Source organism: Lentibacillus sp. JNUCC-1 (genome assembly GCF_009741735.1).
GTDB lineage: Bacteria > Bacillota > Bacilli > Bacillales > Amphibacillaceae > Lentibacillus_B.
In genome coordinates, this window is the sequence record NZ_WHOH01000001.1 from 260,862 (window position 1) to 283,754 (window position 22,893).

25 protein-coding genes and 1 tRNA gene are annotated in these 22,893 nt (G+C 40.9%); 10 read left to right on the forward strand and 16 right to left on the reverse strand.

The features are described 5' to 3' along the window. Positions 1 to 21 precede the first annotated feature (21 nt). The 5 genes from JNUCC1_RS01290 to rfbA are packed head-to-tail and all read right to left on the reverse strand — an operon-like array spanning position 22 to position 3,966. Entirely contained in the window at positions 22 to 378 is a 357-nt protein-coding gene (locus JNUCC1_RS01290; protein WP_156643656.1) for an EamA family transporter, read from the reverse strand. Between the two features lies 1 nt (position 379). Then, positions 380 to 1,063: a GNAT family N-acetyltransferase gene (locus JNUCC1_RS01295; protein WP_156643657.1), complete on the reverse strand. Its 684-nt coding sequence runs from the start codon at positions 1,061 to 1,063 to the stop codon at positions 380 to 382. Positions 1,064 to 1,067: 4 nt separating this feature from the next. Further along, positions 1,068 to 2,048, reverse strand: coding sequence for a glycosyltransferase family 2 protein (locus JNUCC1_RS01300; protein ID WP_156643658.1), 981 nt, complete (start codon positions 2,046 to 2,048; stop codon positions 1,068 to 1,070). Further along, the gene (rfbB, locus tag JNUCC1_RS01305) at positions 2,012 to 3,043 is read right to left on the reverse strand and encodes a dTDP-glucose 4,6-dehydratase (protein WP_156643659.1); all 1,032 of its coding nucleotides are present in this window, start codon (positions 3,041 to 3,043) and stop codon (positions 2,012 to 2,014) included. Before rfbB ends, JNUCC1_RS01300 begins: the two co-directional genes overlap by 37 nt. Further along, positions 3,040 to 3,966: a glucose-1-phosphate thymidylyltransferase RfbA gene (rfbA, locus tag JNUCC1_RS01310; RefSeq protein ID WP_156643660.1), complete on the reverse strand. Its 927-nt coding sequence runs from the start codon at positions 3,964 to 3,966 to the stop codon at positions 3,040 to 3,042. The genes rfbB and rfbA overlap by 4 nt, the downstream gene beginning before the upstream one ends. Before the next feature lie 201 nt (positions 3,967 to 4,167). Here rfbA and JNUCC1_RS01315 point away from each other — a divergent pair, with 201 nt between their 5' ends. Next, positions 4,168 to 5,358: a class I SAM-dependent rRNA methyltransferase gene (locus JNUCC1_RS01315; RefSeq protein WP_156643661.1), complete on the forward strand. Its 1,191-nt coding sequence runs from the start codon at positions 4,168 to 4,170 to the stop codon at positions 5,356 to 5,358. Positions 5,359 to 5,373: 15 nt separating this feature from the next. Here JNUCC1_RS01315 and JNUCC1_RS01320 read toward each other — a convergent pair whose 3' ends face one another. Further along, entirely contained in the window at positions 5,374 to 5,553 is a 180-nt protein-coding gene (locus JNUCC1_RS01320) for a hypothetical protein (protein WP_156643662.1), read from the reverse strand. 105 nt (positions 5,554 to 5,658) lie between these two features. Then, positions 5,659 to 6,312, reverse strand: a complete 654-nt coding sequence (locus JNUCC1_RS01325; RefSeq protein WP_156643663.1) for a tetratricopeptide repeat protein — start codon at positions 6,310 to 6,312, stop codon at positions 5,659 to 5,661. A 74-nt stretch (positions 6,313 to 6,386) separates the two neighbouring features. Between JNUCC1_RS01325 and JNUCC1_RS01330 the strand changes: the two genes are divergently transcribed. After that, entirely contained in the window at positions 6,387 to 6,662 is a 276-nt protein-coding gene (locus JNUCC1_RS01330; RefSeq protein WP_156643664.1) for a hypothetical protein, read from the forward strand. Between the two features lie 53 nt (positions 6,663 to 6,715). Here the strand turns inward: JNUCC1_RS01330 and JNUCC1_RS01335 are convergent, their stop codons facing one another. The 4 genes from JNUCC1_RS01335 to JNUCC1_RS01350 form a co-directional block, all read right to left on the reverse strand. After that, entirely contained in the window at positions 6,716 to 7,009 is a 294-nt protein-coding gene (locus tag JNUCC1_RS01335; RefSeq protein WP_331713549.1) for a HesB/YadR/YfhF family protein, read from the reverse strand. 124 nt (positions 7,010 to 7,133) lie between these two features. Continuing rightward, positions 7,134 to 8,684, reverse strand: coding sequence for a BCCT family transporter (locus JNUCC1_RS01340; RefSeq protein WP_331713550.1), 1,551 nt, complete (start codon positions 8,682 to 8,684; stop codon positions 7,134 to 7,136). A 145-nt stretch (positions 8,685 to 8,829) separates the two neighbouring features. Then, positions 8,830 to 10,044, reverse strand: a complete 1,215-nt coding sequence (locus JNUCC1_RS01345) for an ISL3 family transposase (protein ID WP_156645337.1) — start codon at positions 10,042 to 10,044, stop codon at positions 8,830 to 8,832. A gap of 196 nt (positions 10,045 to 10,240) precedes the next feature. Beyond that, a complete protein-coding gene (locus JNUCC1_RS01350) occupies positions 10,241 to 11,023 on the reverse strand; it encodes a SurA N-terminal domain-containing protein (protein WP_156645338.1) in 783 nt (260 codons plus the stop codon). 101 nt (positions 11,024 to 11,124) lie between these two features. On the opposite strand from JNUCC1_RS01350, the gene JNUCC1_RS01355 reads away from it, so the two are divergent. After that, the gene (locus JNUCC1_RS01355) at positions 11,125 to 12,003 is read left to right on the forward strand and encodes an alpha/beta fold hydrolase (protein WP_231746935.1); all 879 of its coding nucleotides are present in this window, start codon (positions 11,125 to 11,127) and stop codon (positions 12,001 to 12,003) included. A 25-nt stretch (positions 12,004 to 12,028) separates the two neighbouring features. On the opposite strand, the gene JNUCC1_RS01360 is transcribed toward JNUCC1_RS01355, so the two are convergent. Next, positions 12,029 to 12,559: a hypothetical protein gene (locus tag JNUCC1_RS01360; RefSeq protein WP_156643666.1), complete on the reverse strand. Its 531-nt coding sequence runs from the start codon at positions 12,557 to 12,559 to the stop codon at positions 12,029 to 12,031. A gap of 741 nt (positions 12,560 to 13,300) precedes the next feature. Beyond that, positions 13,301 to 13,373 (reverse strand) — tRNA-Val (locus JNUCC1_RS01365). Between the two features lie 165 nt (positions 13,374 to 13,538). On the opposite strand from JNUCC1_RS01365, the gene JNUCC1_RS01370 reads away from it, so the two are divergent. The 6 genes from JNUCC1_RS01370 (at position 13,539) to JNUCC1_RS01395 (ending at position 19,756) form a co-directional block, all read left to right on the forward strand. After that, positions 13,539 to 15,269, forward strand: coding sequence for an ABC transporter ATP-binding protein (locus JNUCC1_RS01370; protein ID WP_331713551.1), 1,731 nt, complete (start codon positions 13,539 to 13,541; stop codon positions 15,267 to 15,269). After that, positions 15,262 to 17,079, forward strand: coding sequence for an ABC transporter ATP-binding protein (locus tag JNUCC1_RS01375; RefSeq protein WP_156643668.1), 1,818 nt, complete (start codon positions 15,262 to 15,264; stop codon positions 17,077 to 17,079). Before JNUCC1_RS01370 ends, JNUCC1_RS01375 begins: the two co-directional genes overlap by 8 nt. A gap of 75 nt (positions 17,080 to 17,154) precedes the next feature. Next, positions 17,155 to 17,907, forward strand: a complete 753-nt coding sequence (locus tag JNUCC1_RS01380) for an alpha/beta hydrolase (protein WP_331713552.1) — start codon at positions 17,155 to 17,157, stop codon at positions 17,905 to 17,907. Between the two features lie 102 nt (positions 17,908 to 18,009). Then, entirely contained in the window at positions 18,010 to 18,528 is a 519-nt protein-coding gene (locus JNUCC1_RS01385; RefSeq protein WP_156643669.1) for a YjcG family protein, read from the forward strand. Continuing rightward, the gene (locus tag JNUCC1_RS01390) at positions 18,528 to 18,950 is read left to right on the forward strand and encodes a GNAT family N-acetyltransferase (RefSeq protein WP_156643670.1); all 423 of its coding nucleotides are present in this window, start codon (positions 18,528 to 18,530) and stop codon (positions 18,948 to 18,950) included. The genes JNUCC1_RS01385 and JNUCC1_RS01390 overlap by 1 nt, the downstream gene beginning before the upstream one ends. Before the next feature lie 98 nt (positions 18,951 to 19,048). Next, positions 19,049 to 19,756 carry a DUF421 domain-containing protein gene (locus JNUCC1_RS01395; RefSeq protein ID WP_231746936.1) on the forward strand — a complete coding sequence of 236 codons (708 nt, stop codon included), beginning with the start codon at positions 19,049 to 19,051 and terminating at the stop codon, positions 19,754 to 19,756. 62 nt (positions 19,757 to 19,818) lie between these two features. Here the strand turns inward: JNUCC1_RS01395 and JNUCC1_RS01400 are convergent, their stop codons facing one another. Beyond that, complete coding sequence (locus tag JNUCC1_RS01400) at positions 19,819 to 20,154, reverse strand: hypothetical protein (protein ID WP_156643671.1); 336 nt, start codon at positions 20,152 to 20,154, stop codon at positions 19,819 to 19,821. 169 nt (positions 20,155 to 20,323) lie between these two features. On the opposite strand from JNUCC1_RS01400, the gene JNUCC1_RS01405 reads away from it, so the two are divergent. Then, positions 20,324 to 20,779 carry a CotY/CotZ family spore coat protein gene (locus tag JNUCC1_RS01405; RefSeq protein WP_156643672.1) on the forward strand — a complete coding sequence of 152 codons (456 nt, stop codon included), beginning with the start codon at positions 20,324 to 20,326 and terminating at the stop codon, positions 20,777 to 20,779. Positions 20,780 to 20,836: 57 nt separating this feature from the next. Here the strand turns inward: JNUCC1_RS01405 and JNUCC1_RS01410 are convergent, their stop codons facing one another. After that, positions 20,837 to 21,361 carry a CotO family spore coat protein gene (locus JNUCC1_RS01410; RefSeq protein WP_156643673.1) on the reverse strand — a complete coding sequence of 175 codons (525 nt, stop codon included), beginning with the start codon at positions 21,359 to 21,361 and terminating at the stop codon, positions 20,837 to 20,839. Between the two features lie 72 nt (positions 21,362 to 21,433). Further along, positions 21,434 to 22,792 carry a magnesium transporter gene (gene mgtE, locus JNUCC1_RS01415; RefSeq protein WP_156643674.1) on the reverse strand — a complete coding sequence of 453 codons (1,359 nt, stop codon included), beginning with the start codon at positions 22,790 to 22,792 and terminating at the stop codon, positions 21,434 to 21,436. Positions 22,793 to 22,893 lie beyond the last annotated feature (101 nt).

A 22,893-nucleotide genomic window follows, 5' to 3' on the forward strand; every position in this document is an offset into this window, starting at 1 on the left:
CTATTATACTTTTTTAAAACATCATCTCATTACAATAATTCCCAGCACGATCAATGCCATGCCTATTGACTTTTGCAAGGTGACTGGTTCTGCAAATAAAAATGCCGAGATAATAAAAACCAAGACAAAGGATAGGCTCATAAATGGATAGGCATAGCTGATATCAAACTTAGTCATGGCAGCCATCCAGCATAGAGCCGCAATAAACGCGGCAGCAAAACCGGATAAAATCCATGGGTTAAATAAAAGTTGAATTAAAAACACAGCTTTATCCCAGAGTGCTTCGGGCAAGGCCCCGTACTGATCAATCTTCCACTTCAATATGAGTTGTCCATAGACTGTAAAAGAAATCGTTCCTAATATATATAAATATCCCATCTTATCCCTCTTCAGGCCTTGGCCCGTTTAATTTATGGTACACATCGACGGCTCCAGCCAAACGAAAACCCAGACTGTAAAACACGTTAAGCGATGGCGCATTTGATGCTGATATTGATGTTTTAAGCCGGTTATGACCCAACTTGAATTGGGCATCACAAGCTTGGCTTGTAAATAATTTGGCAAGTCCTTTACCGCGAAAAGCTTCTTTTATGCCCAACAGCAGTACCTGATTGTCTTTATACCCATAAAAACCAGCCAATTCATCATCCCAATACAAGCCAAACAATAAATTTTCTTCTTTTAAATCACGCACCCAATTCAAATATCTAAGATCAGCAAGCGTATCCGGTATATTAAAATCACGGTGAAACCGCCCAAAGTCAAATACACTCCGTGCGATCTCATCGATTTCATCTGCCGGGTAAGATGCTGACAAATGTGCCCGTTCATTCGTAAACAAATTCAGTTGTTCTTCTTTGCAAACTGGCTCAAGCAACGTATCTACATAATAAAAACCATGCTCCAGAATGTCTTTGTTTTTCTCTTTAGGGTCCATTTTTAATGTAAAATGACCTTCTAACTCGTCTGTCTCCTGTAAAGCTTCTGGAGAAGAATTGGATAGTTCATATGTTTCAATGTTAAAATTTCGTTTGTCCCACGGGGTCTTCCTTAATAATGTCATACAATCAGCTCCCCTCTTCTTCCTGATGCGGTCGATTATCTGTCACTTCGCGCACAAGATAAATCGGCCGTCCTTTTGTTTCATTGAAAATTTTGCCCATGTATAAACCAAGCACACCGAAGTTAGAAAAAATCAACCCGCTTATGAAATAAATGGAAACCATGACACTCGTCCAGCCTTTTACAGGCACATCTAAAAAGAAATATCTGGCAAATAGATAGACACCAAATAGAAATGAGATAAACGATATCAAAAATCCGATCTGAATAGATAAACGAAGCGGTTTGTTAGACTGAGCAATAATGGCGTCTGCAGCGAGTGCAATCCGCTTTCGGATATTATATGAAGATTTCCCACTTTCCCGTGGTTGATGATGCACAGGGATCGCAGCGGTTTCAAATCCAAGCCATTGTATAAACATAGGAAACAGTCTGTTCTGCTCCCGCATCTGTCTAAAGCCATGAACCACTTCTTTAGAAAGAATGCAGAAATTTGCAATAGAATGATCTGAGGCCGTACCTGCGAAGTAATCATACACCTTGTAAAACATACGCGAGGACAGACGCTTCATCCATGAGTCCTGGCGAGATTCACGCTGTCCAAGTACAACATCAAATCCTTCTTGTGCTTTTTCATACAAAGCAGGTATATCCTCGGGAGCATCCTGCAAGTCACAATCCATTACTACAACCCAGTCTCCCACTGCCACGTCCAATCCTGCCGTAATGGCATGATGCTGTCCAAAGTTACGCGCAAGGTTGATGCCTTTAATATGTTTATTTTGTTTGTTCAAAGTCTTGATCGTCTTCCAGGCGCCATCAGGACTTGCATCATTTATCAAAATGATTTCATAGTCCTTGCATATGGGTTGTACGGAGGAAGCAAGACGGCTGGTCAATTCTTCAAGACACGCATTGCAGCCGTACACAGGCACGACCACCGAGATCATTACACTTTTTTTGCTGTCCATTTGTCGATATACCATTTTACTGTCTGCTCCAGTCCCTGATCTAAAGTGATTTTTGGTTCCCATCCTAATTCATGCTGCAGCTTAGAAGCATCTATTGCATAACGGCGGTCATGGCCTTGTCTGTCAATGGTGTACATGATGAGATCTTTAAATGTGCTGATTTCATATGTCTCTAATAAGTCTGGTCGTTCCCGATCAAGCACATCGCATATTTTGGTAGCCACTTCGATGTTGGTTCGTTCATTGTTGCCACCGATCGTGTAAGTTGACATCGGTTCAGCGTGATGAAAAATCATCTCAAGCGCCTGGCAGTGATCTTCTACGTGCAGCCAGTCACGCACATGTCTGCCGTCCCCGTATATCGGAATGCGCTCTCCTTTTAAGGCATTAGAAATAATGGTTGGGATCAGCTTTTCTTCATGTTGGCGCGGTCCGTAATTGTTCGAGCATCCCGATATGACGACATTCATTCCGTACGTATAACCAAAGCTTTGCACCATCATATTGGCCCCTGCTTTGGATGCACTGTAAGGATTGCGCGGATCATATGGGCTCTCTTCATTGAATTTACCGTCCCCTTCAATAGAGCCATAAACTTCATCTGTCGAAATATGGTGGAATCGGTTTGTTTGGAGCGTCCCTTCCTGCTCCCACGCTTGTCGTGCAGCTTGAAGAAGTGTCAGTGTCCCCACCACATTTGTCTGCACAAATTCTGTTGCGTTTTTTATTGAACGGTCCACATGTGATTCAGCGGCAAAGTGCACGACACCGATGATATTAAACTCTGTGAAAATCACGTTAATTAATTTCTCATTGGTGATATCTCCCTGAATGAATTGATAGCGTTCAAGATCATCAACTGACGATAAATGAGATGGATCACCGGCATATGTGAGTATATCAATGTTAAGAATATGAACATCAGGGTGTTGTTTCATATAATTCACGATAAAATTTGAACCGATAAATCCTGCTCCTCCAGTAACGAGAAGTGTTGGCTGCTTTTTCATTCAACGACCTCCAGCATGGGATTGTGATCCAGCCCATCCCAGTATTGTTGTGTATGTTCACGATTGGCAATGTCCAATAAATAAGCGCCATAATCGTTCTTGGCCATCGCTTTACCTTTTTCATAAAGCGCCTCTCGGGACATGTAGCCCATATAAAAAGCGATCTCTTCAAGACAAGCAAGTTTGAATCCTTGGCGCTGCTGTGTGATTTTCACGAATTCAGAAGCCTCGAACAAGGATTCATTTGTCCCTGTATCCATCCAGGCAAATCCGCGACCAAGCAATTCAACGTCAAGTTTTCCGCGTTTAAGATATTCTTTATTCAGATCAGTAATCTCAAGTTCCCCACGAGCTGAGGGTTTTAACTTTTTGGCTAGTCTTGGGGCGTCAGAATCATACATATATAACCCTGTAACAGCAAAATCAGATTTCGGGTTTTCTGGCTTTTCTTCAAGCGAGACAACACGCTGATTGGCATCAAACTCTACCACACCAAAACGTTCAGGGTCCTTTACGCGATAACCAAATACCGTCGCATGACGGTGTTTTTTCATGGCGTTTCGTAATAGCGTTGTGAAACCTTGCCCATAAAAAATGTTATCAGCCAGAATCAGCGTTACATCATCATCACCAATGAAGTCTTCTGCCATTATAAAGGCTTCCGGGATGCCGCGGGGCTCTTTTTGAGCCTTATAAACCAGATTAAGACCCAACTCTGAACCATCTCCGAACAGATCCTCAAATCTGCCAATATCTTCGGGTGTGCTGATGATCATAATGTCTTTAATACCACCCAACATCAGAACGGACATTGGATAGTAAATCATTGGCTTATCATACACAGCTAGTAAATGTTTGTTAATGCTATCTGTGCTGGGAGACAGCCTGGTTCCGCTTCCGCCCGCTAATATAATTCCTTTCATGATCGTTCACCTCTTTATTTTATTAAATACCCATTTATATCTCGCATGAATCCTTTCTGTACTATTTCTATATCCGTTTTAAACATCTGTAATCTTTCAAATTGGTTTCACTTTAATTACATTGGGTGATGCACTTTTGTTTTTTGTGCGTCAACATGCGATAATGACAGACATACTGATCAAAAAAAGGATGAGAAGCAAATGACAAACCGTCTCACTTTAAAACACACATTTGTACAACAATACAAAAATGGCTTCCCACTTATTAAGAAAGAAGCTCTTAATAACCCAAATACCGATATTCAAGAAGGATCAATCATCCACCTCCATAGCGACAAAAAAGAATTTATTGCCAAAGGATATGTAGGGTATCAAAATAAGGGGCTAGGCTGGGTGCTTACGCAAAATCAGAACGACACGATTGATGCTGCTTTTTTTAAAAACAAGCTGGCAAGAGCGATCGGTCATCGAAACACCTTTTATCAAAATCCTGCCACAACTGCTTTTCGGGTCTTTAATGGAGAAGGAGATGGAATTGGGGGCTTAACGATTGACTACTTTTCCGGATATTATTTGATCAATTGGTACAGCGAGGGTATTTATATGTTTAAAGAAGCTATTGTCAAGGCTCTTGAACAACTTGTGGATTACAAAGGGATTTATGAAAAGAAACGTTTTGACAAAAAGGGTAAATACATAGATGATGATGATTTTGTAAAAGGTGAAAGAGGAGAATTTCCTATAATTGTGCAAGAAAACAATATGAATTATGCGGTAGACTTAAATGAAGGTGCAATGGTTGGTGTGTTTCTGGACCAACGAGAGGTGCGGCGCGCAATACGCGATCAATACGCAGAAGGGAAAGAAGTGCTGAACACATTCTCTTACACAGGAGCGTTTTCAGTTGCTGCTCTGCATGGGAATGCGAGCAAAACAACAAGCGTCGATCTGGCTAAACGGAGCAAACCAAAAACAATCGAGCAATTTAGTGTCAATGGCTTCGATTTTGAAGCCCAGGATATTGTCGTCATGGATGTGTTTGATTACTTTAAATATGCCAAACGAAAAAACCTGACATTTGACATGGTCATCCTGGATCCGCCTAGCTTTGCCCGCTCCAAAAAACGGACATTCAGTGCCGCGAAAGATTATACCGGATTGATGGCAGAAGCCATTCATTTAACAAGAAAAAACGGGATCATAGTAGCCTCAACCAATAATGCAACATTCAATATGAAGAAGTTTAGAAGTTTTATCCATAAAGCTTTTGAAAACACATCAACTGAATACAAAGTATTGAATGAATTTTCCCTGCCGGACGATTTCAAGGTAAACAAGCAATATCCAGCAGGAAATTATTTGAAAGTTCTTGTCGTTCAAAAAAGCGAATAATACAACACTGTTAACTTAGCGCTGTTTCCGACTCATGGAAGCAGCATTTTTCTGCCTGACAGCTTCTGTGTCTGTATTGCTGTATATATGCGTGCCTTTGCCCCCAGTTGTTCTGGCGATATAAGCTTTTGCTTGGTTATACGTCAAACCCGACGTTCGGGCCTGTTTTAAAACCTCATCTTCATCCATAGACACCTAAACACCTCCTTCCTGTCACATATATCTTGTGTACACAAAAAAAGCCTATGTAAAAAAGCGCGCACCAAATAATGGCACGCACCAAGTAAAAGTTTTAAATCATCACCATGCTGAAACTGTTGTGATTTTCCCTGTCAGTTCTTCCGCCATGGGGCTGTCATTTTCTTTTTGAAAAATAGCTTGTGCCTCTGTGTAATGCTCAAGAGCTTTGTCTTTGTTTTTTCCCTGGGCGGCGAGATCACCGAGGGCGTGATGAACTGAGGCGATGGTAACTGGGTCGTCCGAACGTTGCGCATGGTCGAGCGCTTCATCCAGCGCATTGCTCGCTTTCTCAAAATCCTCCATGAGAAAATAAACATACCCCTGTTCAAACAGGTTAATGGCAACGGAAAGATCATCTTCGACCATGCTGGACTGGTAAATCGACTGTTCATGGGCAAATTGTTCAAGCGCTTCTGCATAATGACCTCTTGTTTGTTCTACCATACCAAGTTGATGGTGGACAATGGCTCGTCCGTTGGTATCGTTCTTGGTTTCTGCCAACTCTAAAAGTCTCATGTACAAATCCCATGCCTCATCGAAATGTTCTTGAGCCATTTTTACGTAAGCAAGGCCATGCATGCTTTGGGCAAAGACATTCGACTTCTGATCATCTGCCTTATCGACGCATTGCAAAAACAACACTTCAGCTTGGGTTAAATTTCCCTCGTTCAAGTAATTTAATGCTCTCTTCAGCTTATCTTCAAGCATGCTCATACAAATTAACTCCTTTACATAAAACCGTTCATGAATGGTGAAACTATACCTATTCTATTCCAGAGGTGATGAAGTTGTCTAATCAAAAACTGACAGAGCGCATCCAGCAAGCGCATGCACAAATTAAAGATACTGAAACAATGATCGGTGATGCCCAGGGTTCAGATACTTCTGTCTACGATCAAGCCATTGACGAACTCAACAAAGCTGAGGCGTCTTTGAAATCAATCCAAAGCTCTGCCGGCAAGTCGGCTACTGAAAATCCTCAATTTCAACAGGCGTATGAACAGCTGCATAATTTAAGAGGAGACATTCAGGAATTAAATGAAAACAACCTCGGTCCATTATAATAAATCAACCCTCCGCATAATGCGGAGGGTTGATTTATATCTGACAGGATCAATCATTTTTCATGGAAGTAATAATTCACTTCATCTTCTTCGCGAACCACTTCCATATCATATTGATCCAGAAACCAGGCATCTGCTTCATTGAAATAAAATAAAATGCCGGACTTCTTATCCTTAATGCTAAGATCCTCTCCAGCTTCATCTATCCCTACACCGAGAAAGTAGTTCGGATGAGCTGTTGGGATCCCACCATATATCTTCAGGAAAAAGTGGACATGATCCCCTTTTTCCAAATCCATTTCTTCAATAAACCACTGGGCTGCTTCGTCATGAACGTTCAACTTCACTTTAATCACTCTCCGCTTATAATGAGCTTATTTTTTTACTATCTCTATTATAAACATTCTCTTTCCTAACTTAAATCAAACATCAGGCGTTAAATCAACAAAAACTTGACAAAACAAAAGTGGTTTAATCTTTAAACTTAGGCTTTGGCCCTGTACGCTTCCAGATCAACCGCTGGTCAAGCGCCATTTTTCTTGCAATCCTAGGCGCAAGCCAAATAGGCGGAAGTAAAAACAGAGAAACGGGTACAGCTGTAATGACGATGGTATTTTGGATAGACGTAATACTGTCCTCGCCTATGGACATAATCATCACTGCTGTCACACCGAAAATAACAGCCCAGAACACTCGCAGCCATCTCATAGGGCTATCACTGCCGGTTAATGTCGCGGCAACTGTATAAGACATGGTATCAGCCGTCGTTGCTACAAATATAATCGAGACGATCAGAAAACCAAGTCCAATCCAAGTTCCCAACGGCAGCTGGTCTGAAATGGCCATAACCGCAGCAGGCATACCACCTTCTGTTAAAGCTGTCGACACAGACCCTGGTTTGTCCATTTCGAAAAACACACCAGTACCCCCAACAACCGAGAACCAGAAATTACTAATAAGCGGAGCTACAATAGATACGGCAATAATAAGCTCCCGAATGGTCCGGCCTCTGGAAATACGACTGATGAAGACAATTAACATCGGGGCATAGCCTATAAACCAACCCCAGAAAAATATCGTCCATGAGCCAAGCCAGGCATCATCTCCACGGAACAGTGCCATGGAAAAGAAATGATCGAGCTGATATCCCAAGCCTCCGACAAATGTGTCCGTAATAAAGATGGTCGGTCCTATAATCAATACCAAAACAGCAAGAAATATAGTGAACCCAACGTTATACCGGCTCAGAGTGAGAATTCCGCGATCAACACCTGTTGCGGCAGAAATAGCTGCAATTGCAGTTAAGACTAAGATAACAATGATGCTTGTAGTCAACCCCTGGGGCACACCGTATAGATGATTTAGACCGTATGAAATTTGTAAGCCAAGAAATCCAAGTGGTCCAAGTGTACCTGCTACAGTGGATAGTATAGAAAACACATCAACTGTAGAACCCAAAACGCTTTTATGGTATATTTTCTCTCCAAAAATCGGATATAACAGCCCTCTCGGTTTAAGAGGATACCCTTTTGTATAATGCACGTACATCATGACAATTGTGGCAAGCGTGCCCAAAATGGCCCAAGCCAAGAAACCCCAGTGAAGGAAAGCTTGAGCAAATGAACGATTCACATGGTTCAGTTCCCCTTCACCGAACAGAGGCGGTGCTGTCATAAAATGATACAATGGTTCAGATGCTGCCCAGAATACACCACCACTTGCGAGAAGCGTAACCAGGATCATGGCAATCCAACGGAAATAGCTGTATTTGGGTTTCGCCTGATTCCCAAGACGCACCCGCCCAAACTTCGATAATGCTAAATAAAGGCCAATAATGAAGTTGGCAAGGAGAAGCAGTTGCCAGTACCCGCCGAATAATGTCGTTGTCCAGCCAAATAGTGTACTGATGCCTGCCCCGACCATATCACTGCTTATTAACGATAATAAAATAAATGCGATTAAAAATCCGCCACTTACATAGAATACGGTCCAATCCGTACCTTTAAAACGATTCTTCTGCACACTTTCACTCCTAAGAATTCTTTTTTATTAATTTGCCCGCTAACTAAAGTTACATACCCGTTCAATACATCTTATAATCGTATATTTTAAAATTAAAAGGTTCTAAGTCAAATGTTGGGGTGGGCACTTAAATGCCCACTCCTATTTATGCTATTCGAGTATTAATATGCTTATATTGGTGATGCAATAAAATTCTCATACGGAATCGGTCGAACCGTTGAAACCCAAAAGCATTGCGCTTAATGACCTTGGTCTGATTGTTTAGGCCTTCGATATACCCGTTGTTAAGATCAAAGGCGAAACTGTTCATGATTTCCTTTTGCCAGTTTTGAAGAGTTTCAATTGCTTTACGGAACTCCTCAACTCCAGAACGCCTAACTAGGTTATAAAATTCGTATAAGCGATCTTTGATCACCTTAAGGTGATCAGCCCCCATCGTTTTCGCTTCTTCAAACCAATGCCGATAGGCTTCCTTCAGCTCATATGCCTGTCTTAAATAATCTGATTGATTTAAGTAATAATCCAAATACCAACGCTGTTTAGAAGTTAAATCCTTCGGCTTTTTGTGGAAGGCATGTTTCATGCGTTTACACTTTTTCCTGTCATAATCTATAAATTCCTTTTGAACCTTAATTCTCACACGTTCAAGCGCCCAATGGATATAACGACAAAAATGAAACCTATCTGCAATCACAATTGGCCCTCCTAAAGCTTGGTCAACAGCCGCTTTAAACGATTGGCTCATATCCATTACGACTTTATTTACCTTCTGTCCATGCTTTTTTAAATAAGTCTTTAAGGTGTCTTTTTTACGATCAGGTAAAATATCAATGGTTCTTCTGTTAATTGGATCTGCAATAATGGTCTGATATTTTTCCCCACCTGCATCCCCTTTGTATTCATCAATAGCGATGGTATCCGGCAACTCTTTCGTTTCATCCAACATACCTGATGCTATGTCGTCGAATCGCCTCATTACTGTTGTAGGAGATGTCCCCATTCGCGCAGCGACATCCTTAAAGTTCTTTCCATGAACCACCTCAAGGCCCATTGCCTGCTTAAACTCAACTGATTGCCGTTGATAACGCTCAACGAGGGTGTTGTCTTCAGGAAAGCCTTTTTTACGGCAATCAGAGTGTATGCATTTATACCGCCGCTTACGGTAAAAAATGTTAGTATGTCTCGTGAACATCTTGGTATGCTTAATTTTTTGTTTGCGATAGTCATGAACTTTATTTGTCCACCTTTGGCACTCAGGACAGCGATGCGGCCGTATTTTAAGCTCCACATGGATATGAACATAATCTTCAAATTTAAGGAATTTGGTTATCACAAACTCTTCAAAACCTGGTAAATACATGTTAGAATTCAATTACACGCAGCTCCTTTTTTGGTTTGTTTGGTCTAAACAAAGTTTAACAAAAATAGGAGTTTGCGTGTTTTTTCATGTGAAATTTTTTAAACCCCAACATATATTGTAGAGCCAATTAAAATAGAAAGAACAGGGCACATAACCCTGTTCTTTGAGTTTGTATAGATGTTCATACTGTGGTCATTTATGATAAATGATTTTTCACATCGCCTTTTTCACGAAGCTGATCAATTAGCTTCTGGTATGCTTCCTGTTCATTTTGACCGTATAATTTTTCTTTAAGTTGGGGTTTAATATCTTCAAAAGAAGGTATTTCAGGAGCATCTTCCCCATCTTCTTCCCCTTGACTATTCAGAACTTCTTGTTGCTTTTTCATACCCTCATATGCTTCTTTCACTTCTTCTTCCGTCGGTTCCAAGTTGCCTGATTCTTTAGCAAGCAATTGATCCACTTTTGCTTGAGTAGCAACTTCTGACATGAATTCTTCCTTGTCGATTTCCTGACTTTCAAGGCCTTCCATAAGTTGTTCTTTTGACTCGAAACCGTTTCTTTCTATGATTGAATTCAAAGTATCTTCAATCGCTTCATCTGTCGCTTCCAGGCCTCTGTTTTCAGCTTCCTGAATAACAAGACGCTGACCAATCAATCCCTCAGCAACTTGGCTCTTTAACTGCTCCTGATCTAGCTCTTGGCCGGACATCTGAGCCTGAGCTGCAGCACTCTGAAATTGGCTTGTATATAAGGACTCAAACTCGCCCTTTGAAATTTCTTCACCGTTAACTTCAGCAACGACGTCTGGAATATTTTCAAGATCGGGTTCAGGCATCTCCTGTGAAGGTTCTGCCGTTTTTTCTTCACCGCCATCTTTTGATTCATTTCCTTTATCAGAATCGTTCCCGTCTCCGCCACATGCACTTAGCAGTACAACAAGACTTGCGAACAATACAAACAACAACTTCTTTTTCATACTCAAATAGTCGTTCCCCTTTCAAATTTACATCGCTGGTCATTGTAACATATTCTTACAGTTCGTACCAGAAACAAATGCTTTTGTTTAATCCATCTGATATGATACATAATAATTCATACGTTGTCAGTTTATGCGATTACAAATGGGGTGACATGTTGAAACAAAAACAGACTGAGTTCAGAAAAACAATTTTAACACTTATGGACACAGAAATTTATTGTGAATATACCTTGAACGGCAAGCCGCCTCTCATATTAATTCACGGTTTTGTAGCCTCCAGTTATACATTTAACCCTATCATGCCACTATTGGCACAGGACTTTTCCGTTATTGCGATAGACTTGCCAGGATTTGGCAGAAGTGAAAAATCAAAACATTTCACTTATTCATATGAAAACTACGCCAAACTTATTTCAGAGTGCCTTGACTATTTTCATTTTGACAAAATAACGCTAGTAGGGCATTCCATGGGGGGACAAATAGCATTATATACCGCCAGACTCATCCCGAAAAAAATTGAGAAGCTCGTTCTTATCAGTTGCTCAGCCTATCTAGGGCCTTCTCCCAAAAGAATGATGATCGCTTCTCATTTACCATTCTTTCATTTGTTCGCTAAATACATTGTACAAAAAAATGGCGTAAAGGACACGCTGAAAAATGTCCTTTACGATCAAAAACTTGTTACGGAGGAATTGGTCCAAGAATATGGACGACCATTAGAAGAGAAAGACTTTTATAAAGGCCTTGTCCGGTTTTTACGGGAACGGGAGGGTGATTTAAGCAGCGAAGAGCTAAAAAAGATTAACCATCAGGCATTATTAATCTGGGGTGAAGCAGACAAAGTTGTCCCGCTTAAAGCCGGTAAGAAACTCGCTACGGATTTGCCCAATGCGACGTTGAAAACATATCCAAAAACAGGGCACCTGATCACCGAAGAACGGCCGCTTGATATCTATCACCAGATCAAAAACTGGTGACGAAACTCAAAGCATTCTTTTAAATTTAATATTCCAGCTGTTTCAAATAAAGCAGAAGTTCCTGTTCACTAAGAGGCCTAATGGTATATTTACGTACTTTACTCTCTATATCTTTCTTTTGTTTGGTATCTTCATCATAAAGATTAAATATCCTGTAAAACGCATCGCCGAAGAAACGAATAAAACCACCTGAGCCAAGATCCATACCCATCTGTTCTGTGTCTGACAAAGGCTGCTGATATGTTTCTTTAAAAATGTCTTTAAATTCACCACGAATAATAATATGCGGTTCTTTCTCTTCTAGAGCGGATAAGAGATCAGGAGCATCATAAACGATTTTATACCCTTCCTCTCGCTCCAGATTTTTAAGATCAAGTTGAACCATTTTAGGTGTTTTACCAACTGTTTCAGCAATCGCTCTGACGGCTTCAGCAGGAATATAGCTGGGTCTGTCCGGATCAGCCAGTTCAAGTAAATCTCGGCTAATACCCGTCTCAGCAACTACATGATCACGTCTTTTTTTGTTTCTCAGAAGATAAATTTCCAGTAAATCCAATTGTGTGATCTCCTTTCTTTACTCTTGATTTATTCAATGCGTTCTATATTCCTTACGATGTAGATGTATATAAGTTTCAACAACTTAAAAAAGTCCTTTTTTCCAAATTTTTTACATTTATACCGCTTAACGAATAGTAGACACAAACTTCGAACCAGAGAAAACTTTATAAACCTACATAAAAGTTCTCGGGGAAGTTTTAAGTTACGACTTATATGGCAATTTCATGTGATTTTCCGATATATGAGTTAAAAACGCCGATATACACTTCAAAAATTCCGATATCGCATGCAAAATTTCCGATATATCCAAATTGAACCATATATGTTTGTTAGAGTATCGTGATTTCCGCTGCGGGAAGTCGCTTTATGTTATTAAGTGGCTTGGACGGTTTTACTCACATAAGAGTTAGAGAATAACCTCTCATATCTAGCTCGGGGAAAACGCGGAGACTCCTGCGGGATGCAAAGCCTCGGTGAGACCCCGGAGGTCGGCATAGGGGAAGGAAGGCTAAAACCGCGACGTCCTGTCGCAACGCCTTCATGACCCACGTCCTGTGGGCCCGAGGCTCAGCAGCGCCCGCTGGACGCGGAGTGTTTTCCCCGAGCGGTTGCCAACGGCAGTCCTAAGTTAGTTCGCAGTTTACTTATACTGTGTTTTGACAAATAGTGACTTTTTATATGAAAACAACAAAAAAACCGGACTCTGTTTACATTACAGAATCCGGTTCTTTTTGTGTAGTGATTCCGATTGGGCTCGAACCAACGACCTCTACCCTGTCAAGGTAGCGCTCTCCCAGCTGAGCTACGGAATCTTGAAGATGGTGTTGTGTCTCTATCGACAAATAATAGTATATGTAATTTCTTTCATGAAGTCAATAGTTTTTTATAAAAAAGTTAACACCATGAAATACATTAATGGAAAAACGGGTAGGAACCCTCTATAATAATACAATACATTTCACCTCAGGAGGATGACTGTGCGTAAAATATTTTCATTTTTAAAACCTTATAAACTATTTATTATAATCGCTTATACATTAACTTTATTTGAATTAGTGGCTGAACTCTTACTTCCCTTTTTCTTAGGTAAAATGATCAATGATGGGGTTGTCAAAGGAAATATTGATACTATTGTCATGTGGGGATCGATCATGATCGGTCTGAGCCTGCTCACATTTATAGCAGGTGTGCTGAATTCTTTCTATGCTTCACATACCAGTTCACATTTCGCCTATGACATTAGAGAAGCTTTATTTAAAAAGATTCAATCGTTTTCTTTTAAACTTTTATCACTTTACCCAACTTCAGGGTTAATGACACGTTTTACAAATGATATCCGTCAGGTGCAAAACACTGTATTTATGGGACTCAGAGTGATGATAAAGGCGCCCTTTCTTGTGTTAGGCGGCGTATTAATGTCCTTTATTGTTAACGCCCGTTTGGCGCTTATATTCTTAATCACCGTCCCGCTGCTCATCGGATTTATCCTTTGGGTCCTTAAGCGGGCTTCGAAAATGTTTGATAAGGTACAAGAAAAGGTCGATACAGTTAACAGGGTTATGCAGGAAAACCTCTCGGGCATGCGGTTGATTAAAGCCTTCTTAAGACGTAATTATGAAGAAAAACGTTTTAGTGGCTCCAATACAGATCTAGCCGTTACAACGCGCAAAGCTTTTCGGTTTGTAGAAGCTTCCATGCCAGTGCTGCTTTTCGTCATGAACCTCAGTCTGGTATTTATCCTTTGGTACGGAAATAAACAAATTGTTGCCGGAACCACGAATGTCGGTGATGTAGTCGCTATTGTCAATTATGCGCTTCGTGTCGCCATGGCTATTTCTATGTTTACCTTTATCATATTGGCTTTTTCCCGTATGAAAGCGTCCTCTGAACGACTGAGTGATGTGCTTACCATTCAGGTTGATCCTATTGATGAAGAAGATACAGATCACCCACCTGCAATTAAAAAAGGGGAAATCATCTTCAAGGACGTTTCATTCCACTACCCCAATACAACTGAGCAGGTGCTTGAAAATATCTCCTTTACAGTACGTCCTAATGAAAAGCTTGCAATCATTGGCTCAACAGGATCAGGGAAAACATCCCTGTTTCAATTGATTCCAAGACTTTATGACCCCGCAAAAGGGGATATATTGTTTGACGGGGACAGTATTGAGTCCTACACCTTGTCTGGGCTGAGAAGAAGCATTGGCTATGTCCCACAGAACCCTCTTCTTTTCAGTGGAACGATTTTTGATAATATTGCCTGGGGTAAAGAAAATGCTACAAAGGAAGACGCGAAAAAAGCTGCTCAGGATGCTCAGATCCACGATACAATTATGGATCTGACCGATGGCTACGAGACGCGTGTCGGACAAAAAGGTGTGAACCTTTCAGGCGGGCAAAAACAGCGCATTTCAATTGCGCGGGCATTGATTAGAAATCCTCAGATCTTGATGCTCGATGACAGTACAAGTGCACTGGATTTATCCACCGAATCAAAATTGTTGGATGCGTTGGACACATACGCCTGTACAACGTTGATCATTACACAGAAGATCGCCACTGCAATTAAGTCAGACCGAATTTTATTAATGGACGATGGCCGTGTGCTCGCTCACGGCACACACAACGAACTGCTTGAGCAATCGAGTCTGTATCGTCGAATTGTCGAGTCTCAATTTGGAAAGGAGTATGCTGAACATGCTTGAATTATTAAAGAGGCCATTCCAATACGACAAGATTCCGCTCGAACACATTCGCCGTGACAAACAGGATAAAGCCAATAATGCTTGGGCCACCATCAAGCGCGTTTGGTCTTATCTGGCCAGAGAAAAGATGCGTCTCACATTGGTTATTCTGATGGTTGTTGCCAGTTCTGCTCTGGTGTTGGCAGGGCCTTTCATGGTCGGTGTTGCTGTTGATAAGTACATTGAAAACCGTGAAACATCTGGGCTTGGTCTGCTGTTAGTGTGGCTGATTGTCATTTACCTGGGCCATTCTGTCTCTGTTTTCCTGCAAAATTATTGGATGGTAGGGATTGCTCAAAACACGGTCTTTAGTTTACGTAAGCATCTCTTTGAACAATTTCACCGATTGCCTATCTCTTATTTCGATAAACGGCAGCATGGAGAGTTGATGAGCCGGATAACCAATGACATCGATAACATCAACAATACACTCAATCAGTCAGTCATTCAGATCTTTTCCAGTGTATTAACACTAATTGGCACTTTGAGCGTTATGTTATATTTAAGTCCACTGCTTACGCTCATTACTATGACAATCGTTCCACTTATGTTTATTGGAATGCGTTGGATCACAAAGCGCACTGGCCCGCTTTATAAGAAACAGCAGAGAGATCTAGGTGATTTAAACGGTTATGTTGAAGAAACGGTCTCAGGTCAGCATGTCGTTAAAACATATTCCCAGGAGACACGTGTCATTGACTCTTTTAAATCACGAAATCAGACGTTGCAGCAGACGTATTTCTGGGCTCAGACCTTTACAGGGTTTATCCCTAAAGTCATGAACGTTTTGAACTTTCTCAGCTTTGCTTTTATTGCTTTTGCCGGCGGGATTCTGGCTGTCAACCAAGTTATTACAGTAGGGGTTATTGTTATTTTCACAGAGTACGCAAGACAGTTCACCCGTCCACTTAATGAGTTGTCGAATCAGTTTAACATTCTTCTCTCAGCAATCGCCGGGGCTGAACGTGTGTTTAATGTCATTGACGAGGAGCAGGAAGAACAAGATGAACAAACAGCACGCAATGTAGAAACAACTGAAGGCCACATTGAGTTTCGTGATGTTTGTTTTGGTTATGAAAGCACGCCTATTCTACAAAATATTTCCTTTGAGGCACAACCCGGTCAAACTGTAGCTTTTGTAGGGCATACCGGTGCAGGCAAAACCACCATCATCAATCTGATTGCAAGATTTTATAATTATGATTCAGGTGCCATTCTGCTTGATGGTATTGATATTAAAGACATCAAACGCACTAGCCTCAGGGCACACATGGCATTCGTGCTCCAAGATTCCTATTTGTTTCGTGGGACGATCAAGGAGAACATTAGATACGGCCAGCTCAACGCAAGTGATGAAGATGTCATTCAAGCTGCTAAAGACGCGAATGCTCACAGCTTTATCAAAAAGCTGCCTGCCGGATATAACACCATACTCGATCAAGATGGCAGCGGAATCAGTCAAGGGCAGAAACAATTGCTAACCATCGCAAGAGCCATCCTTGCCAAACCAGCCATTTTGGTTTTGGACGAAGCGACCAGCAATATTGACACCATTACAGAAGTTAAAATTCAGGACGCCTTAAAACGGCTGATGAAAGGCCGCACCAGTTTCGTGATCGCTCACCGGCTGAATACGATTCAAGAAGCTGACACAATTATCATGCTTGAACATGGGCATATCATTGAGCAAGGTAGCCATGAAGAGCTGGTTGAAAAGAACGGAAGTTACCATGAGCTATACAAAGGACAACTTCAGACCCTTGCGAATTAGAGGCCTTTATTGCGTCTTTGTACGGCAAATAGTACGATAAGTTTAAGAATCTTTTACGAGACTGGAGTGACGCCCGTGGCACGAAAAGGAACCATGGTTGAAAAAACAATTGCTAGCACGTATTTAAATGAACAGATGACATTAAAGATATACTACCCTGAAACATTTTCGGATCTGTATAAATACCATTTATGCATCATGCAAGATGGAGATGATTATTTTCAACTGGGTAAAGTAGCAACTTTAAGCGACCAATTGCATTCAGACTTTAGCATTGCCAACACCATCTTTATCGGCATTCATTATAAAGACAAATATGACCGACTCAAAAAATATCATCCTGATGGTGACCAGCACGCTGCCTATGTTAAATTTTTGGCACACGAAGTCGTCCCGTTTTTAGAGGGACTCCTCCCCACTTATCATATGGGACAGTCCAGGGCATTGATGGGTGATTCACTGGCTGGTACACTTGCTTTAATGACTGCATTGAAATACCCACACACATTCGGAAAAGTCATTATGCAATCTCCGCTTGTAAATGACACAGTCATAAATGCAGTCGAAAAAGCAAAAGACATCCATGCGATCGATATTTATCATTCGATTGGAACAGCTGAAACCAGTGTAACAACAACTCAGGATGGACAGGTGGATTTTCTATCGCCGAATCGACGGCTGGCCAATTTGCTTGAGTCTGTAGGGGCTTCCTATCAATATGATGAAATAGACGGCGCTGGTCATACATGGGGGCTTGGCAGAAACAGTTACCCGAAATATTGCCACTCATGTTTGATTGATCCCCCGTCCGGGTATAAAATAAGTTAGGAATATATTCCAAATTCCTACAAAACAATTTGCTTTTTGTTATAATAGACTTGGCATACAAGATGTAACAGTATAAATAGACTATAATAGGAGGTAACGCATATGACCAATTACGGTATAGCCATTTTTCCATCCAAAAGAATCCAGGACGACGCCAATGCATTAAGAAAGCGATATGACCCGCATTATGAGAACATCCCCCCTCATATCACACTGAAAGAAAAGTTTGAAACAGATGACAAAACCATAGACCAGTTGATTCCCGAGCTTGACAAAATTGCTGAAGAAACCAAACCATTTACACTCAACATTAATAAAGTAAGTACATTTGCACCTGTCACAAACACAATTTATATGAAAGTTGAACCTATCCAGGAATTGCAGGAACTCCATCAAAAAATGCATGAGGGCATTTTCCCTCAGAATGCGACGTATCAGTTTATTCCGCATATTACAGTGGCTCAAAAACTTGTGGAAGATGAATATTCTGATGTCTTCGGAAGTTTGCGAATGAAGGAAATGGCCTATGAAGACTATATTGACCGTTTCCACCTGCTCTATCAACTCGAGAATGGAACTTGGACCGTTTATGAAACGTTTCAGTTTGGTAAAAAGGCCTAATGCAAATCATTATTGTTAAAACACCCGAACAACGAGAAGTTGCATTTCGAATCAGACACAAGGTGTTTATCGTTGAACAAAATGTTCCGCCTGAAGAGGAAATGGATGAGTTTGATGAAACTGCCACCCATTTCGTGGGATATGCAGATGGAAATCCCGCAGCTGCAAGTCGGCTCAGGCTCGTGGATGATTATGGCAAACTTGAGCGCATAGCTGTCTTAAAAGAGTATCGCGGCAACTCATATGGCAAACAAATTATCCAAGCTATGGAAGACTTCATAAAACAGCATAAACTTCCTAAAGCCAAACTGAATGCACAGACACATGCAGAAAACTTTTATAAGAAACTGGGCTATGAAACGATATCTGATACATTCATGGACGCAGGCATTCCACACGTAACCATGATCAAACACTTGTAAAAAAACAGGGCTAAACACGCCCTGTTTTTTTGCTTATTTGCATGAACCCCAGTGATTGGGTAAAGCTAATCATAAATCCGCACAAAGGGGCGTCATGTATGTTTGAAAAATATTTTCAAATGGGGACAGATATGATTTTTGGCTTTATAGCCTTATTTATATTGACTAAAATTCTCGGCAAAACTCAAATGTCACAGTTGACTGCTTTCGATTTCATCTCTGCAGTGATCATCGGGGAACTTGTTGGAAATGCCTTGTTTGATGACAAAGCAGGCATCCCTGAAATTGCTTTTGTTGTTTTGCTGTGGGGTCTTTTATTATATGTCGTTGAATTTATCACCCAGCGTTTTCAAGGGTCACGTTATTTTCTTGAAGGAAAGCCCTCCCTCATGATTCATCATGGCGAATTGATCAAAGAAGAAATGAAAAAGAATAAAATGACAGTAGAAGAAGTACAACAGCTTATGAGAGAGAAAGATGTATTCTCAGTTCAGGAAGTTGAGTATGGGATCCTCGAAACTGACGGGAAACTATCCATTTTGAAAAAGCCTGCCTATCAGCAGCCGACAAAGCAAGATCTTAATGTTTCCCAGAAACCTGCCTTCCTCCCGTATGCATTAATAGAAGATGGAGAGGTAATTGAAGATAATCTCATTGAAGCTGGCCTGTCCAAATCCTGGTTGCTTGATGAGCTCAAGAAAAGCGGCTTTAATCATATTAAAGATATCTTTTACTGCGAGTATACAGAAGGCAAAAAGTTGTTTGTACAGTCATTTACAAAGAAAACGGAAAGAAAAAAAGACTAGTAAGGTCTTATATAAAAATCCTGACAATGGTGTTGAACCTCCTTGTCAGGATTTTCACGTATTCATACATGTACATTAAATGTTAACCCTTTCCCCGTCATTTCAGCTAATGTATCTGCTGCAGCATGATCTGGAAGGTAGAATGAATCGGAGTTTGGTTCTGTAACAGTGTGACGAGGCATGGCATTCATATGATTTTGCTGATTAAGCAAGTTAGTGGATGGGCGTTCCTTATATGTTTCTTCATGTTCTCCTGAGTCTGCGGCTTCTTCATAGGCTGCTTCCAACACAGCTTTATAAGGTCTCTCCACATAAAAAGGACGACTGTTTCCTTTAATATCCCGAACCTGGTAGTCCTGATACTGAAAATGAGAAACCGGCATAATATAACCCATCATTCGCACCTCCTCAAATTTACAGTCACATGAAATGGGGCAAAAGCCCTTTATTGGGATATACCCCAAAAATAAAATTCTAAACTGCACGTCTGCCCACACCATGACACGATTATTACATAGTCTGTTAAAGAAAGCTTAAGAAATCAAATATAGAAAGGGGTAATCATGTATGGGTTGTGGAAAAGTGCATGATACTGGAAATTGCGTTTGCGATATTCTAAAAGAAATTGCAGATGCGCAACAAGATGTTGTGGAGAATTGCTGTGAAACGAGTTGCGAACGTTCAATCAGTGATTTACTCGGTGATACAGATGTTGGAAATGGCTTAGATACGGTTCCAGTTCTGCTTTACTGCAAGGACGGCTGTCAGCCATTTAAGGGCTTTGGAGCCGATCCGGACAGAATTAATGACATTATGGGCAGCTTCTATTTCAGAGTGAAAAAAGTAACAGATGACTGCTGTGCTGTTCTTGAATTGCTGAGAGATGATAATGATAATGACGATGATCCAGATTCGCCTGTAACTCAGTTCACAGGAGAATTGGAAGCAACTGGTATCTGTATGACAGTTGATCTCAACTGCTTCTGCCATGTTACGTGCTTGCCGGCAATTTCAGCATTTTAATGTGTTATGAGAACCAAAAACGGGGATAAGCGGTTAAACGCTTATCCCCGTTTTTTGTTAAATGAGACCTAGCAGGCGTACACTTTTAATATCAGTTACTTGAACCTTTGTAATAGAAGTTCGTCTGCCGACACGCACTTTAACGATATTGTCATCCAATTCCATAATGACACCCCGGTATGTGCGGTCTTCTGTTTTAATTTCGCAACGAAGAACAGGTGCGTGTGGGGAACGATTTGTTAAATAGACCAACTTCTCATCAATTGACATATCCTTAAACTTTTTGTCCTGCATTTTCTCCTGAACATCTTCCTCTTCAGTTTGTGGCACTGATTCGAATTCATTTATGTTTTGCTCTTCATTTTGTTCAATCTCTTCTTCAACCAGCTGTTCGTTTTGTTTGTTTTTATTTGCGGTTTTCTTTGTTCTCTTCTTTTGTGGGACAACTGATTCTTCCTTTTTCAATCGGTTTGGTTTTTTCTTGGGTGATTGATACTGATGCTGCATGCGCGCTTTCGGTTCATTAATGCCAGACTGTTCAACATATAACAGCGGCGACTTGGCATATCGTTTTTCAGCCATGGTGAATCGCTCCTTTATATAGGCTCTTTCCACCACAGTATATGTAGTCTAAAGGGGCGATGTGCCCCTTATCTATGTCAGCATACTCAGGAATAATGTCGCCAGACCAAAATAAATAATAACTGAAATCAAGTCATTAATCGTAGTAATAAAAGGACCTGAAGCAACTGCTGGGTCAATTTTAAGTTTATCCATGAGAATCGGAATAATGGACCCTGATATGGTTGCGACAAATAGTGTCATCATAATGGCTATACCGATCAGAATCCCAAAGGCCAGATTATGTTTCCATACCAAAACAACAACAAAAATAACGATACCGCAAACTATTCCAATGATGGCGCCTGTTCCGGCCTCTCTGGCCAGCAACTTAATCTTCCCTTCCTTGCCGTAGTCACCTGTCGCAATACCACGGACAGCAACAGCAAGAGCTTGTGTACCTGTATTTCCTGCCATACCGGCAATAACGGGAATAAATGCAGCAAGAAGCGCAACACGTGAGATCGTTTCTTCAAACATCCCAATCAGACTCGCTGTAAACATGCCAAGGAATAATAATATAATTAACCACGGCAAACGTTTTTTTGCGGCTGAAAAGGGGTTATCAGTCCGGCTGTCAGTATCCATAACAGCGGCAAACTTAGAATAGTCATCGCTTGCTTCTTCTTCCATAACATCGAGAATATCATCTACAGTAATGATTCCAAGCAAATGGGATTGAAAGTCCACTACCGGCAATGCGAGAAAATCATAATCGCGCATCATTTGTGCGATGTCTTCCTGGTCTTTTGCCACAGATACAGACACGACGTTCTCACTCATTACGTTAGCAATAATATCTGTTTCTTCAGCAATAATCAAATCTCTTAGTGAGGTGACACCAACAAGACGTTTATCCTCATCAAGCACATATAAATAATAAATGGTTTCTGCTTCGGGTGCTTCCTGTTTTAATTGCTTCATGACTTCACTAATTGTCTGGGTTTTGAACAAAGCGACAAATTCAGTTGTCATGATACTACCGGCTGTTTTTTCTTCATAATGAAGCAGCTGTTTAATTTCTTCTGCCGGCTGATCGTCCATTAAAGTTAAAAAACTGACAACCTGGTCTTTATCCAGTTCATTTAAAATATCCACCGCATCGTCGGCACTCATCCTTCCAAGCACCATTGCTGCGAAATGCGGATCCATTTCAATGAAGTAAGGCTCAGTGTCTTCACGTTCAATGTTTTCCATAATTTCGGCCATTTCTTCAGGTGAGAGATAGGTATACAACTGCATCCTTTTTTCTTTACCCAGCTGCATGAAATACATGGCCTGATCATAAGGGTGCATTTCTAAATACACATGACGGAAGTCAGTCATCTGATCTCCATCCAAAGCAGCATCCAAAAGGGTATAAGCATTTTCTGTTCGAATCTCGTTCTCCATTTTATTCACATCCTTTGTCAAAGGGGCCGTTCAAATATAATCTAAATAGTCATTCCCTGTTTTGCACATTCAAAAACATGTATACTTGTTTTTAGTGTTAT

Bases quoted from the DNA above. Each gene is read 5' to 3' on its own strand.
- JNUCC1_RS01350 (WP_156645338.1), bottom strand. From the start codon at position 11,023: ATGAAAAAGAAGTTGTTGTTTGTATTGTTCGCAAGTCTTGTTGTACTG.
- JNUCC1_RS01325 (WP_156643663.1), bottom strand. From the start codon at position 6,312: ATGAGCATGCTTGAAGATAAGCTGAAGAGAGCATTAAATTACTTGAAC.
- JNUCC1_RS01290 (WP_156643656.1), bottom strand. From the start codon at position 378: ATGGGATATTTATATATATTAGGAACGATTTCTTTTACAGTCTATGGA.
- JNUCC1_RS01395 (WP_231746936.1), top strand. From the start codon at position 19,049: ATGTTTGAAAAATATTTTCAAATGGGGACAGATATGATTTTTGGCTTT.
- JNUCC1_RS01300 (WP_156643658.1), bottom strand. From the start codon at position 2,048: ATGGTATATCGACAAATGGACAGCAAAAAAAGTGTAATGATCTCGGTG.
- JNUCC1_RS01345 (WP_156645337.1), bottom strand. From the start codon at position 10,044: ATGTATTTACCAGGTTTTGAAGAGTTTGTGATAACCAAATTCCTTAAA.
- JNUCC1_RS01390 (WP_156643670.1), top strand. From the start codon at position 18,528: ATGCAAATCATTATTGTTAAAACACCCGAACAACGAGAAGTTGCATTT.
- JNUCC1_RS01375 (WP_156643668.1), top strand. From the start codon at position 15,262: ATGCTTGAATTATTAAAGAGGCCATTCCAATACGACAAGATTCCGCTC.
- JNUCC1_RS01405 (WP_156643672.1), top strand. From the start codon at position 20,324: ATGGGTTGTGGAAAAGTGCATGATACTGGAAATTGCGTTTGCGATATT.
- rfbA (WP_156643660.1), bottom strand. From the start codon at position 3,966: ATGAAAGGAATTATATTAGCGGGCGGAAGCGGAACCAGGCTGTCTCCC.
- JNUCC1_RS01410 (WP_156643673.1), bottom strand. From the start codon at position 21,361: ATGGCTGAAAAACGATATGCCAAGTCGCCGCTGTTATATGTTGAACAG.
- JNUCC1_RS01355 (WP_231746935.1), top strand. From the start codon at position 11,125: ATGATACATAATAATTCATACGTTGTCAGTTTATGCGATTACAAATGG.
- JNUCC1_RS01295 (WP_156643657.1), bottom strand. From the start codon at position 1,063: ATGACATTATTAAGGAAGACCCCGTGGGACAAACGAAATTTTAACATT.
- JNUCC1_RS01315 (WP_156643661.1), top strand. From the start codon at position 4,168: ATGACAAACCGTCTCACTTTAAAACACACATTTGTACAACAATACAAA.
- JNUCC1_RS01400 (WP_156643671.1), bottom strand. From the start codon at position 20,154: ATGATGGGTTATATTATGCCGGTTTCTCATTTTCAGTATCAGGACTAC.
- JNUCC1_RS01385 (WP_156643669.1), top strand. From the start codon at position 18,010: ATGACCAATTACGGTATAGCCATTTTTCCATCCAAAAGAATCCAGGAC.
- mgtE (WP_156643674.1), bottom strand. From the start codon at position 22,792: ATGGAGAACGAGATTCGAACAGAAAATGCTTATACCCTTTTGGATGCT.
- rfbB (WP_156643659.1), bottom strand. From the start codon at position 3,043: ATGAAAAAGCAGCCAACACTTCTCGTTACTGGAGGAGCAGGATTTATC.